Origin of the sequence: Flagellimonas pacifica (genome assembly GCF_900215465.1) — a bacterium.
In the GTDB taxonomy this organism is placed as follows: Bacteria; Bacteroidota; Bacteroidia; order Flavobacteriales; family Flavobacteriaceae; genus Flagellimonas; species Flagellimonas pacifica.
The window spans coordinates 717,582-729,262 of the sequence record NZ_OBEH01000001.1; the positions used below are offsets into that span (position 1 = coordinate 717,582).

Below are 11,681 nucleotides of genomic sequence, written 5' to 3' on the forward strand. Positions count from 1 at the left end.
AAGTTTATTCCTAGGACAAGTTTACTAATGGAAAGTACAAAAAAGAGAATATTGAACGTTTCGAGACAGTTGTTTAACGAACAGGGCTATAGTAATGTTACCATTAGAATGATTGCGCTGGAATTAAAGATGAGTTCTGGAAATCTCAATTACCACTATAAAAAGCGAGAGGATATTTTAGAGGCGCTGTATTTTGAAATGGTTGCCGAATTTGACGAAAGGATAAACACATTGGGCCAAAAGGATTTTACCCTGGAAATAGTAAAAAATGACATCCAAACCAGTATGCAACGAATGGTGGATTATTGCTTTTTTTGGACCGATCTCTACAACTTGTTGAGGTTGAACAAGAAAGTAAAAACCCATTTTGACAGAGCCTATCAAAATAGAATTAACGGCAGCCTATTTTTATTGAATTTTTTGACAGAAAAAGGGCTGCTTAGAAATTTTGAATGGCCTTTGGAAAGTCAATTTTTAGCTGAACGGATGGTTAGTTTTGGCAATACCTGGCTGTACAATACTTTTTTGTACACCAAAAAGATTAACGCAACTTATATAGATAAGCAGGCCAACAACTTATTGTCCATGCTTTACCCATACCTTACGGAATTAGGCAAAAAAGAATACAAGAAGCTGCTGCCAGATTATTTTAGGTAACGGCCTCATATAGCCTTCCCTGTTCTTATTTCGATTATGCATTTTTGCTTTTCAACACTTTTTCTTTTGGCCATTTCCAAGCATACCAAACAATTAGAAAAGTGATACTGCTTTCTAAAAAAGCCAGAAATACATAAAAGCCATACCATTCAGTTATTGAACTGACCCCTATCAAGACCATCATCAAGGTGAACAATATTCCAAATACGATATTAAGAACTCTATTTAGTTTTGGTTTAAGAATAATTGATGCTGCAACCATTACAGAAGGTATTGCCAAAATTATTGATGCGACCAGCAATTTGGTTGGACTATCCAAAACGTTTTCCCCAGTGATCAAACTGTTCACTTTATCTGGTGTATACAGCTCAAAATAGTCTCCATATAAATAACAAAAGGTTGCCGAGGCCCATAAAGCTGAAAGCTTTATTTTGATATTGACTTTTGGATTTTCCAGCATATTCATATGGTTTTATTGGTTCATTTTCAGGTGCTCCCTACTTTTATAGAAGTTAAATGATTGTAAATGGTTGCCCAGGGTGTAGCTTTTATGTTCATTGACGAACAATCTTGACCTTGCGTGCTACAAAAATGAAGTTGGGGTTGCGCCTATTTATTATGTAGCGCTTTTTCCTCTTTTCTATACAAAAGCAATGCTAAGCCCGTTGCAAAGACCATACAACTGATCAACATTATAATTCCGCTGTCCCAAACAAAATATGAAATGCCAACAAAGGGGCCTCCCAGAATAACCATAAGGGCACTCAACGTATTACTTTTTATAAAGTTTAGTGCATGGGCCGCCAGCCCAACAAAAAGGAAAGAAGGGCCAACCGTTACAAATGGAACTAAAATTAATGGTGTGTTGCTTATTTGCTCACTTAACGCGTTTCTTCCAGCATTATCATCTCCAAAACTCCACATGATAAAATCTATGGTACACAATCCAATATGGGCAATAACCCCTATTACTGTTAAAACGGATGCAATGGAATTAAGCTTGTTTTTTGGAAATACATTATTAAAATTGATCAACAATACCGCCCCAATTAGGTTAAACCAATGCGCTAGATCTATATGTTCTTGCTGGCTCAACGAGCCTTGAGAGAAAAAAACATAACTGATCACAAAAAATAACAGTCCTAGCAAGCATAAAGTTTTTGGTTTGGTCATAATGGTGTTCTTTTTCTTCCTTTAACTCCAGTGGCACACCCATAAAAGTACTCTACATATTCAACTTCTAATTCTGGTCGGTTAAAAATTTGTAGTGTGTTTTCCGCGTTTTCAAACTTCTCTGTATAAACTCCCAACATTTTATATGTTTCTGGTTTTCCCATAGCGGTTTGTTCTCAATTTATTTTTTTGAATTCTTCGTATGCTTCCAATATCTTTCTTCCAGTATCATACTCGGCAGCTTCTTTTTCAATTTCAGATATTTTATTATTGAAAAGCTCACACATTAAAGCCCAATATTCTGTTTCTTTTTTCCAATAAGCGGAATTGCTCGTAAGAACAGCCTTTAATAGGTCGCCTTCATAAAAATCTCCCTCTGCCAAAATATCTTTTTCCAATGTTTTGAAGGCTAACGGAATCAAGTATTTCAGCCCAATATCTTGGCCAATCATAATTCTTAAATCCTCTGTGTCAAACTCTTTCAATTGTTTTTTTCTCAATTGATGACAGGTGGTAATTAAATAGCTTTCATCTTTAGGAATTTCTCCCCAATATTCTTTTTCTAGGCTTTCTAAGGATTTTAAAAGCCAGTTATTTTCAGATTTAGTTTTCGCCTTTGCCATTTCTAAAGTATTGAACAACTTATTAATGCCTCGTTCCTATCTCCCCAATCTTAGCCTTACAAATCTTCTCCGTAAGCCGCTTCAACTCATTTACTCGCTCCGCCAAATACTCCAGTTCACCTTTGGTGATGGTGTATTCATCCATTTTGTAACGGGCATCAATATAGGCTCGTTTTAGGAGTTCAAAAAGGTGTTTTTCTTCATCTGTAATCTTGGGGAAAACGGCAAAGCGTTGGTCGCACATTTCCGCCTCTTTAAAAGATTCAACTCGTGAAGTGCGCAGTTGTAATTCTTCTTGTTTGAATTTGGGCAAATGGTTCACAAACGCAAAGTAAGGAATTATTAAATCCTTTTAATACATGTAGACTATTCAATTTGGAGAATGCAATCCCATTTTATTGCCTTCGGAATCTAAAAAGAGTGCAAAAAAACCAACCTCATCAGCATGTGGTGTTTTGGGTATTAGGATTTTTCCTCCACTGCCTTCAACTTTGTCCAAAACATGTTGAAGGTCGTTGCCCCCATTTAGGTAGATAGTAATTCCTACTGCCGAAGGCTCATACCCTTCCCCTTTCATAATCACCCCGGTCACCATCTGGTCTTCAAAGGGCAAAAGGCCCATTTCCATTCCGGGGAATTCCATTTTCTCTATGCTGATGTTTAAAATGGCTTGGTAAAAATCAATGGCCCGTGTAATGTCCGTGGCCGGAATTTCAAAAATGGATACATAACTTTTCATAAAAGTTGTTTTTTTGGTTTCTGAATCAGGTTTTGGTTTGTTCTGGCAAGCAGCAGGCCCAAAAATGAGCAGGCCCACGGATAGACCAAATAGTAATCTTTTCATGTTTTTTGGTTAAAACGAGGTATAAAAGTATAGTGCCCTTAGGCCGTGAAATTGTAAAAATGCGACAGCTGGGTCTATTTATAGAAAGCGGAAGAGAGCTCCATGTTTTCATGCCCTAAAAATTCCTTTGGGCTAATACCTGTAAACTCCCTAAAATCTTTAATAAAATGCGCCTGATCGTAGTACTCACTTTTGTAAGCGATCTTGGTGAGGTTGTCGCCTTCTTCACTCAACAACATTTTTAACGCACTCTGCAATCGGATGACCTTGCCCAACTGTTTGGGGCTAATACCTATCTGTTTCGAGAATTTTCGCTCCAATTGTCGTCTTTTAGAAGGGTCGTCTTTAACAATATTGCTTATTGATGTATTTCCTTTGGTGGCCAACAGCGTTTCCACAGTAGATTTTACAATGGAATCCACAGTAGACGCTTCACTGAGTCTGTTGAGAAGGAATTTTTCAGCGATTGCAATGCGTACTTGCGTATCTTTTGCCCAGACCATCTCGTGTTCCAGTTTTTCGGCAACGTCTTTCCCAAACAGCTTTTCAATGGGTGTTTCTTTGTTCGCCAAGATTTTAATGGGCTCTTCCATAAAATTGGCAAAGCCAAACGGATAAAAACTGATGGAAAAGGAGTTGACATACCCTGTGGGCTCAACGCAAAAAGGCTCCAAAATCTGTCCCAATACAAATGCCCGGGGCTGTAGTATAAAATTATTGTCGGTGGTATAGCGTTTGATGTCATCCCCGAAGATAAATACCATTTCAATCTTCCCGTCTGGGATGATCCGTTGCTGTTGCGGGTTATCAGAAGCTGGCACTTCCAACGACCAATAACAACTGACCAACGATTCTAAATCTGGATGGGGTTGATAGGTTTGGTAGTTCATGAGGCAGGCTTTTCTATTTTTTTCACCATCCTAACATGGGGAATACCGTCTTCCAAATATTCTTCGCCTTGAGCAACAAAACCCAATCCGTTGTAAAATTTTAATAAATAGGTTTGGGCGGAAAGTTCTATGGTGTTTTTAGGGAATCTTTTGCTCATTTCATCAATAGAAGCTTGCATAATTACTTTTCCATAACCATATTTTCGTTCTTCTTTGGCAACCACTACCCTTCCAATGCTTGGGTTCTTAAAATAATCGCCAGGTCTGAACATTCGCGTATAGGCCACAATTACACCTTTTTTAGTGCCCATAACGTGCAAAGCTTTTTCGTCTTTGCCATCAATATCTTGATATACGCAATCCTGCTCTACCACAAAAACCTCACTTCGCAACTGCAAAATTTGGTACAGTTCTGTGGTTGTTAATTCTTGGAATGTTTTTGTTATAATCTTCATCAATCTTGAACAATTACGCTTTTGGAATCACATTTATCAAACTCAGGTTGAATGTTCACATGGTTGATTCCATGTTTGTGATACACATGTTCTTCAATATCCACCAAAATCTTATCAAACTCAGATAGTTTAATGTCCTCTTTAAAATCAATATGCGCCTCCATATGGATTTCCTCTTCGTTCAATTGCCAAATATGTACATGGTGTACATTTTTAATGGGTTCCAACGTACAAATGGACTCCACAATCTTTTTTACTTCAATGGATTTTGGCGTGAAGAGCATCAACACCTTGGTTGATTCCTTCAGTAAATCATATCCCATGTAGATCAGATATACTCCGATTGCCATGGTCAGGGCAGCATCTACCCAATAAATTTGAAAATACTTCATCAACAGACCACCTATCAAAACTGCTACAGAGGCCATCATATCTGTTAACAAATGCAAATAGGCAGATTTCATGTTCATGTTATCCTTTGAGTCCTTTTTCAACAACAGCACACTGAAACCATTACCTAAAATGGCTATCAATGCCAACCAAATAACAAGGTTGGATTCTATTTCTTGGGGCTCAAAAAAACGCTCCACAGCCTCTATCATCAAAATGATCGCAACAACGACCAAAGTTGCTGCATTGATGAAGGCAGCCAAAATCTCTGCCCTTTTATAACCAAAGGTTTTAAGGGTTGATGCCTTCTTTTTTCCCAATAACGTAGCAACGTAACTTATTATAAGGGAAAGAACATCACTAAAATTATGGAGTGCATCAGACAACAGGGCAAGACTTCCGGAAATTATACCACCTATTACCTGCGAAATGGTAATAACAATGTTAAGGACAATGGATATGAGTAGGTTTCTCCCTTTTAAATCGTTATGTGAGTGAGAATGGCCATGATGATGGTGTCCCATATATTATACGGTTTATCTGCAGGAAATTTTTTCTACCCGTCTTTCATGACGTCCGCCTTCAAATTTGGTATCCAGGAAAGTTTCTACCATTTCCAAAGCCTGAGGCAGAGCAACAAAACGAGCTGGAAGACTTAAAATATTTGCATCATTATGTTCTCTGGCCAATGCAGTTATTTCTTTGGTCCAACATAGTGCTCCCCTTACTTTTTGATGCTTGTTTATAGTCATGTTGGCACCATTTCCACTTCCGCAGATAACAATTCCCATATCTACATTGCCTTCTTCTACATCTTTTGCAACGGGATGTACAAAATCAGGATAATCAACACTATCAGTACCATCGGTACCATGATTTATAACTTCTATATTTTTGGATTTTAAAAGACCAATAATTGCCAATTTGTAGTCGGTTCCGGCGTGGTCATTTCCTATTGCAATTTTCATAATATTTGTTTAGGTATAGCGTTATACAAAGGTACAATTCTTTTCACGCAACAGTGTTGATAATAATCAGTAAAAAATTGCAGTTATTTAATTTTCAGTTATTTACAAATTATTCATAATTGTTGATCTTTTGCTGAAAAAAACAGGAAACTAAATTTTGGTTTTCTAAAAAACAATCTTAATACATATAATTTCATTACAATCACACAATATTCAATTAAAATTTAATCAACAGTTAAGAAACAAAAAGTGTCCGTAATTAACATTAAATCCATAATTAGTTTTCAATAAAAACTTGTTGAAAATACTTATCAAAAATGGTTTATAAATAATCTAACATCTTGATTTTTAATTCCATTTTCAATTTAAAAAATGTGAACAAAAATATCTTTCTGTTCAAGTCAAGTTTTTCTTCATAAAATTATACCACATATCAACATCCCATCATAATCATCATTTTTATAAATTTTAAAAAAGAAAAAAAAGTGGAATATTAATTATTGTTGATAAAACTTGTTCTTTTTAATGATTACTGTTCAATGGAGGCTTTGTCACGGATTATAATTTGTAATTTTCAAAAAATTAAAATGTAAATGTCAAAAAAGAAGAAGAGAGCGAGTAGTCAGCGGAAGAATGAAATTACAAAAGGCATTTTCACAGTACTGGAAAAAGAACCATCCAAAAGTTTTAACTATAAACAAATAGCTTCAAAACTTGGTATTACTGAAACAAAAGACCGCAATGATTTGATAAAGCGGTTGGGGCAGCTTAAGGCAAGTGACAGAATTGTAGAGGCAGATAGAGGTAAATACCAGAAGAAACCTTCATTGTATACTTACTTTACCGGAAAAGTTGATTTGACCACAAGTGGAAATGCCTATATAGTGGTAGAGGATATGGATAATGACATCTTTGTACCCTACAATCGTTTGAACAAAGCTTTTCATGGAGATATGGTTGAGGTTTTTTTGAAACCCAGACGTAAGGGCAAAAAACCAGAAGGTGAAATATCTAAGGTTTTGGAACGTAAAAAGAACTCGTATGTAGGTATTGTGGACAAGCAAAAGACCTTTGCTTTTATAAGACCATCTGACCCAAAAATGTATACGGACATTTTTGTTCCGTTGGAAAAGCTGAAAAAGGCCGAAAACGGTGATAAAGTATTGGTGAATTTGGGAGATTGGCCAGCAGATGCTGATTCACCTTATGGAGAAGTTACCCAAATTCTTGGAAAACCAGGTGAGCATGATACGGAGATACATTCCATTTTGGCGGAATATGGTCTTCCCCATGAATTCCCATATGAAGTGGAGCAGTTTGCACAAACTTTGGACACCTCGATAAAGGAATCTGAGATTGCCAAAAGAAGGGATATGAGAGAGGTTTTGACCTTTACCATAGATCCAAAGGATGCCAAGGATTTTGATGATGCACTGTCGTTTCAGAAATTGGAAAATGGTAATTATGAAATTGGTATCCATATTGCCGATGTTTCGCATTATGTGCAACCTGATACCATTTTGGAAGATGAGGCTTATGAAAGGGCTACTTCGGTTTATTTGGTGGATAGAGTGGTGCCTATGCTGCCTGAGGTTCTATCCAACAATGCCTGTTCGCTAAGACCCAATGAAGAAAAATATACGTTCTCCGCCATTTTTGAGATGGATGAAAAAGCCAACCTAATCAACCAATGGTTTGGAAGAACTGCTATTAATTCCAATGAGCGTTTTGCGTATGAAGAAGCACAACATATTATTGAAACAGGAGAAGCTACAATTCCAAAGGAAATTTCAATTAGGGGAGGTAGTTATACGGTTTCACATGATATAGTGGAAGCTACACTGACTTTTGATAAACTTGCCAAAATTATGCGAAAGCAACGCATGGATGATGGAGCTATTTCTTTTGATAAAATTGAGGTAAGGTTCAATCTTAATGATAAAAATGAACCAGAAGGTGTTTATTTTAAAGAAGCAAAAGATGCCAATAAACTTATTGAAGAGTTTATGCTCTTGGCCAATAAAAAGGTTGCCGAATTTATAGGCAAACAAAAAAAGACCTTTGTCTATCGTATTCATGATGAGCCGGATGAGGAAAAATTAATGGCCTTGAATGGAGTTATTTCCCGGTTTGGACACAGTATTAACCTAAAGGACAAAAAAGGACTTAATTCCTCTTTAAATAAGTTACTGCAAGATGTTAAGGGCAAGAAAGAGCAGAATCTTGTGGATACCTTGACCATACGAAGTATGAGCAAGGCTATCTATACCACGGAAAATATTGGACACTACGGATTGGGCTTTGAATATTATTCCCACTTTACGTCTCCTATCCGTAGATATCCGGATGTGATGGTGCATCGTTTGTTGCAACATTATTTAGATGGTGGAAAGCAACCAAAAGCTCCTGTTTATGAAGAAAAATGCAAGCATTCTTCGGATATGGAACTATTGGCGGCGAATGCGGAAAGAGATTCGGTAAAGTACATGCAGATAAAGTTTATGGAAGACCATAAGGATCAAAAGTTTTTAGGAGTGATTTCTGGGGTTACCGAATGGGGCATTTATGTTGAAATTATTGAAAACAAATGTGAGGGAATGGTTAGAATTCGTGATATTAAGGATGATTATTATGTGTTTGATGAACGACAATTTGCCATTGTGGGAGAGCGTAGAAAACGTATGTACCAACTAGGTGATGAAGTATATGTGATGGTAAAGAATACAGATTTGATAAAACGCCATCTTGATTTTTCATTGCTTGGTAAAAGGGAGAATGTTACTTTGGAATAAAATTTGTGCACTATTGTGAACCAAATTTTGAATTATGAAAACCGTAAAGATTTTGATGTTGTTTCTTGCCTTTCAGGCAGTGCATGCGCAGGATGAGAAAATTACACAAGAACTTCGCAAGTTTACCGAAGTTAAAGGTTTTGACGGACTTTCCATCAACCTTATAAAATCAGATGTAAACAAAGCAGTAATTACTGGAGCAAACACTAGAAAAGTGGCTATTGTTAACAACGATGGTGTATTAAAACTTAGAATGGAAATTGATAAGATTTTCAGCGGATATAGAACATTTATAGATTTATATTGCTCGGAGGAGTTGAAAGTTTTGGACGTAAATGAAGATGCAAGAATAGCATCTGAAGAACAGTTTGTTCAAAATGTACTGGAACTCAAAGCGCAAGAAGGTGGAGAATTGAAAGTAAATTGTCAAACAGAACAACTTTTAATTAAAGCAGTTACTGGTGGAGAAATTGAAACCATAGGATTTTCAGATAATCAAGATATTATTATTAATACAGGAGGTTATTACAAAGGGAAAGGTTTTAAGACCAAGTTTACTACGATCACGGTGAATGCAGGTGGAAATGCGGAAATATACGCAACCAATTATGTAAAGGCCAATGTAAAGGCTGGAGGGGAAGTGTTGGTCTATGGAGATCCACAAAAAATGGATGAAAAGAAAGTGTTTGGGGGTAAAATAAAAAGAATGGAGTAAAAAATATGTTAGAGGACATTCAAGCAGCGGCACCTTTAGGTTTTTTATTGAGTTTTATGATAGGTCCGGTTTTCTTTGTTTTATTGGAAACCAGTGCTACCAAGGGTTTTAGGGCCGGGGTTAGCTTTAATGTTGGGGTTATTATTGCGGATATTGTTTTTTTGGTCATAGCATATTTCAGTAGTTTTCAACTGTTGGAAAACTTAAGTAATCAGCCGGGTCTGTTTGTTTTTGGTGGAATGATTTTGTTGGTGTATGGAATTGTAATTTTTGTAAAAAAAGACACAAAAAAGGCAAGTTTAAAGGCTTCAAAAGGAACATACTTGGGTTTGATGGTAAAAGGTTTTTTATTGAATTTCATCAATATTGGGGTACTTGCCTTTTGGCTTGGGCTTATTGTTATTGTAGGACCTAGTCTGGACAACAACCCTAATAGAATATTACTTTTCTTTAGCTCGGTAATTGTGGTCTATTTTATTACAGATTTGTTTAAAATTATATTGGCCAAACAATTAAAGCGTTACTTGACCAAAGAACGAATTATAATGATAAAAAAAGGACTTGGCATTGTATTGATAGTATGTGCAATAGTCCTTATCACCAAAGGTTTCCTACCAAAGGAAAAATTCAACATTAAACAAGGAATAGAAAGAATTAGCGAATAAAAAAACCCGATAATACAATATCGGGTTTTTTTAGAGGCATCGAGCGGATTCGAACCGCTGTACAAGCTTTTGCAGAGCTGTGCCTAGCCACTCGGCCACGATGCCGTTTTAGTGGTGCAAAGGTAGTACTTTTTTAACTTATTCAAAGAGCTATTTTGGTCTTTCGACCTTTAAAATTACAGTAACATTTTCTACATCGCCACCAATGGGGGGATTAATTTTTGAAACCTCCACTTGTGCTTTATCTACAGTGGACAATTCCAAGAAAATACGATTAATAATTCTTTTGGCAACATGCTCTAAAAGATTAGAGCGTACAGCCATTTCTTCCAACACAATTTTGTTCAAATGAACATAATCCACAGTTTCGTTGAGCTTGTCAGATTGGGCAGGTTTGGAAAGGTTGGCATGGACTTCAATGTCTACACGATAATCACTGCCAATAAGCATTTCTTCCTTAAGGCACCCATGATTGGAGTGTACCCTAATATTATTTATTCTAATTATTCCCACATTGGTTCATTGAGCGGGACAAAAGTAGTTTAAACTAAATTAATACATGCACCTACAATTACTTATGCCCTGAAATAGATCCATGCCCACAGTTAAAACATGTGTACCAGTACTATATCCTAAAATTTCGTTTGTGATTACCTGGTAGGAATATCCAAAATAGAAGTTGTTTTTTTTCAATCCGGCAATTGGGGCAATGTAAAGAGGTTGGCCTAATTGATCATTTAAAAAACGATAAGTAACACCAACATAATAATAATCTTCAAAATCGTGAAAACGGAATTTGGCATTTAGATCTGTTACGGAACGACCATCACTTTCGAACCATTGGAAAAAAGCGGAAGGTTCAACTTCAAGTTTACTGTTTTTGTTTTTTGAGATGCTATAACCAGCGTAAGCATAATAGTTTCTTAGGGTGTTCGGTTCAAAAACGGGATTAAACTGCTCTAAGTTTTTGGGTAAAATATTTGAAGCGTTTAAACTAATAAAAAACTTATTGTATCTGTACAGAACACCTAAGTCAAAATTGTGGTTAGTGGTAGATTTATCATCAGTGGGCCGTTGTCCGTTAAAGTCTGTAAAATTCTCAACATCAATCCTAAACTGATTAAAGTTGTAGGATATACCAAAAGATAAGAAAATATCATCGTACCTGTTCAATGTAAGGTGGTGCGCAAATGAAACCCGTGCGCCTCTTTGTTTTGTTTCACCATTACTATCGTTGTACATGAGCATACCAATTCCAGACCTGTTTCCAATCCTAGCGTCGGCAGCCAAAGTTTGGGTATCAGGGGCATCTTCAATGCCCACCCACTGGGTAAGCCCATTAAGACGAACCTTAATGTGATCTCCAATTCCTGCATAGGTAGGAGACATTAAGAAGGGATTGTCCGCTATATATTGTGATAGCTGTGGAATGGTCAACTCCTGAGCAGCAACACCAATGGTTAGCGAGAACAAGAATATTGAGGTATAGAGTTTTTTAAACATGATGTT

General features: G+C 36.5%; 16 protein-coding genes and 1 tRNA gene. 4 read left to right on the forward strand and 13 right to left on the reverse strand.

What is annotated here, in order from left to right; genetic code table 11:
* Window positions 1–27 precede the first annotated feature (27 nt).
* The gene (locus CRO15_RS03175; RefSeq protein ID WP_097044324.1) at window positions 28–657 is read left to right on the forward strand and encodes a TetR/AcrR family transcriptional regulator; all 630 of its coding nucleotides are present in this window, start codon (window positions 28–30) and stop codon (window positions 655–657) included.
* 34 nt (window positions 658–691) lie between these two features.
* On the opposite strand, the gene CRO15_RS03180 is transcribed toward CRO15_RS03175, so the two are convergent.
* From CRO15_RS03180 to CRO15_RS03220, 10 genes are all read right to left on the reverse strand, one after another.
* Window positions 692–1,117 (reverse strand): DUF6326 family protein, encoded by a 426-nt coding sequence (locus CRO15_RS03180; protein ID WP_097044325.1) that lies wholly within the window; start codon window positions 1,115–1,117, stop codon window positions 692–694.
* 149 nt (window positions 1,118–1,266) lie between these two features.
* Window positions 1,267–1,806 (reverse strand): hypothetical protein, encoded by a 540-nt coding sequence (locus CRO15_RS03185; RefSeq protein WP_243396888.1) that lies wholly within the window; start codon window positions 1,804–1,806, stop codon window positions 1,267–1,269.
* 20 nt (window positions 1,807–1,826) lie between these two features.
* Window positions 1,827–1,994, reverse strand: coding sequence for a hypothetical protein (locus CRO15_RS19690; protein ID WP_165769901.1), 168 nt, complete (start codon window positions 1,992–1,994; stop codon window positions 1,827–1,829).
* A 12-nt stretch (window positions 1,995–2,006) separates the two neighbouring features.
* Entirely contained in the window at window positions 2,007–2,453 is a 447-nt protein-coding gene (locus CRO15_RS03190; protein ID WP_097044327.1) for a contact-dependent growth inhibition system immunity protein, read from the reverse strand.
* Between the two features lie 22 nt (window positions 2,454–2,475).
* On the reverse strand, window positions 2,476–2,775 hold the full coding sequence (locus tag CRO15_RS03195; protein ID WP_097044328.1) for a HEPN domain-containing protein: 300 nt from the start codon (window positions 2,773–2,775) through the stop codon (window positions 2,476–2,478).
* Window positions 2,776–2,823: 48 nt separating this feature from the next.
* Entirely contained in the window at window positions 2,824–3,297 is a 474-nt protein-coding gene (locus tag CRO15_RS03200; protein WP_097044329.1) for a VOC family protein, read from the reverse strand.
* Between the two features lie 74 nt (window positions 3,298–3,371).
* Window positions 3,372–4,187, reverse strand: coding sequence for a helix-turn-helix domain-containing protein (locus tag CRO15_RS03205; RefSeq protein ID WP_097044330.1), 816 nt, complete (start codon window positions 4,185–4,187; stop codon window positions 3,372–3,374).
* On the reverse strand, window positions 4,184–4,642 hold the full coding sequence (locus CRO15_RS03210) for a GNAT family N-acetyltransferase (RefSeq protein WP_097044331.1): 459 nt from the start codon (window positions 4,640–4,642) through the stop codon (window positions 4,184–4,186). Before CRO15_RS03210 ends, CRO15_RS03205 begins: the two co-directional genes overlap by 4 nt.
* On the reverse strand, window positions 4,642–5,556 hold the full coding sequence (locus CRO15_RS03215) for a cation diffusion facilitator family transporter (protein ID WP_097044332.1): 915 nt from the start codon (window positions 5,554–5,556) through the stop codon (window positions 4,642–4,644). The genes CRO15_RS03210 and CRO15_RS03215 overlap by 1 nt, the downstream gene beginning before the upstream one ends.
* Before the next feature lie 12 nt (window positions 5,557–5,568).
* Window positions 5,569–6,000, reverse strand: coding sequence for an RpiB/LacA/LacB family sugar-phosphate isomerase (locus CRO15_RS03220; RefSeq protein WP_097044333.1), 432 nt, complete (start codon window positions 5,998–6,000; stop codon window positions 5,569–5,571).
* Between the two features lie 593 nt (window positions 6,001–6,593).
* Here CRO15_RS03220 and rnr point away from each other — a divergent pair.
* The 3 genes from rnr to CRO15_RS03235 are packed head-to-tail and all read left to right on the forward strand — an operon-like array spanning window position 6,594 to window position 10,172.
* On the forward strand, window positions 6,594–8,792 hold the full coding sequence (gene rnr / locus CRO15_RS03225) for a ribonuclease R (protein WP_097044334.1): 2,199 nt from the start codon (window positions 6,594–6,596) through the stop codon (window positions 8,790–8,792).
* 34 nt (window positions 8,793–8,826) lie between these two features.
* Window positions 8,827–9,507 carry a head GIN domain-containing protein gene (locus CRO15_RS03230; RefSeq protein WP_097044335.1) on the forward strand — a complete coding sequence of 227 codons (681 nt, stop codon included), beginning with the start codon at window positions 8,827–8,829 and terminating at the stop codon, window positions 9,505–9,507.
* Window positions 9,508–9,512: 5 nt separating this feature from the next.
* Entirely contained in the window at window positions 9,513–10,172 is a 660-nt protein-coding gene (locus CRO15_RS03235) for a LysE family translocator (RefSeq protein ID WP_097044336.1), read from the forward strand.
* A gap of 34 nt (window positions 10,173–10,206) precedes the next feature.
* On the opposite strand, the gene CRO15_RS03240 is transcribed toward CRO15_RS03235, so the two are convergent.
* From CRO15_RS03240 to CRO15_RS03250, 3 genes are all read right to left on the reverse strand, one after another.
* Window positions 10,207–10,277, reverse strand: a tRNA-Cys gene (locus CRO15_RS03240).
* A gap of 45 nt (window positions 10,278–10,322) precedes the next feature.
* A complete protein-coding gene (gene folB, locus CRO15_RS03245; RefSeq protein ID WP_097044337.1) occupies window positions 10,323–10,685 on the reverse strand; it encodes a dihydroneopterin aldolase in 363 nt (120 codons plus the stop codon).
* Between the two features lie 39 nt (window positions 10,686–10,724).
* A complete protein-coding gene (locus CRO15_RS03250) occupies window positions 10,725–11,675 on the reverse strand; it encodes a PorP/SprF family type IX secretion system membrane protein (RefSeq protein ID WP_243396889.1) in 951 nt (316 codons plus the stop codon).
* Window positions 11,676–11,681: the final 6 nt, after the last annotated feature.

Coding starts and splice junctions, on each gene's coding strand:
- CRO15_RS03175 (WP_097044324.1), top strand. CDS start 28: ATGGAAAGTACAAAAAAGAGAATATTGAACGTTTCGAGACAGTTGTTT.
- CRO15_RS03235 (WP_097044336.1), top strand. CDS start 9,513: ATGTTAGAGGACATTCAAGCAGCGGCACCTTTAGGTTTTTTATTGAGT.
- CRO15_RS03215 (WP_097044332.1), bottom strand. CDS start 5,556: ATGGGACACCATCATCATGGCCATTCTCACTCACATAACGATTTAAAA.
- CRO15_RS03220 (WP_097044333.1), bottom strand. CDS start 6,000: ATGAAAATTGCAATAGGAAATGACCACGCCGGAACCGACTACAAATTG.
- rnr (WP_097044334.1), top strand. CDS start 6,594: ATGTCAAAAAAGAAGAAGAGAGCGAGTAGTCAGCGGAAGAATGAAATT.
- CRO15_RS03180 (WP_097044325.1), bottom strand. CDS start 1,117: ATGCTGGAAAATCCAAAAGTCAATATCAAAATAAAGCTTTCAGCTTTA.
- CRO15_RS19690 (WP_165769901.1), bottom strand. CDS start 1,994: ATGGGAAAACCAGAAACATATAAAATGTTGGGAGTTTATACAGAGAAG.
- CRO15_RS03210 (WP_097044331.1), bottom strand. CDS start 4,642: ATGAAGATTATAACAAAAACATTCCAAGAATTAACAACCACAGAACTG.
- CRO15_RS03200 (WP_097044329.1), bottom strand. CDS start 3,297: ATGAAAAGATTACTATTTGGTCTATCCGTGGGCCTGCTCATTTTTGGG.
- CRO15_RS03205 (WP_097044330.1), bottom strand. CDS start 4,187: ATGAACTACCAAACCTATCAACCCCATCCAGATTTAGAATCGTTGGTC.
- CRO15_RS03230 (WP_097044335.1), top strand. CDS start 8,827: ATGAAAACCGTAAAGATTTTGATGTTGTTTCTTGCCTTTCAGGCAGTG.
- CRO15_RS03190 (WP_097044327.1), bottom strand. CDS start 2,453: ATGGCAAAGGCGAAAACTAAATCTGAAAATAACTGGCTTTTAAAATCC.
- CRO15_RS03250 (WP_243396889.1), bottom strand. CDS start 11,675: ATGTTTAAAAAACTCTATACCTCAATATTCTTGTTCTCGCTAACCATT.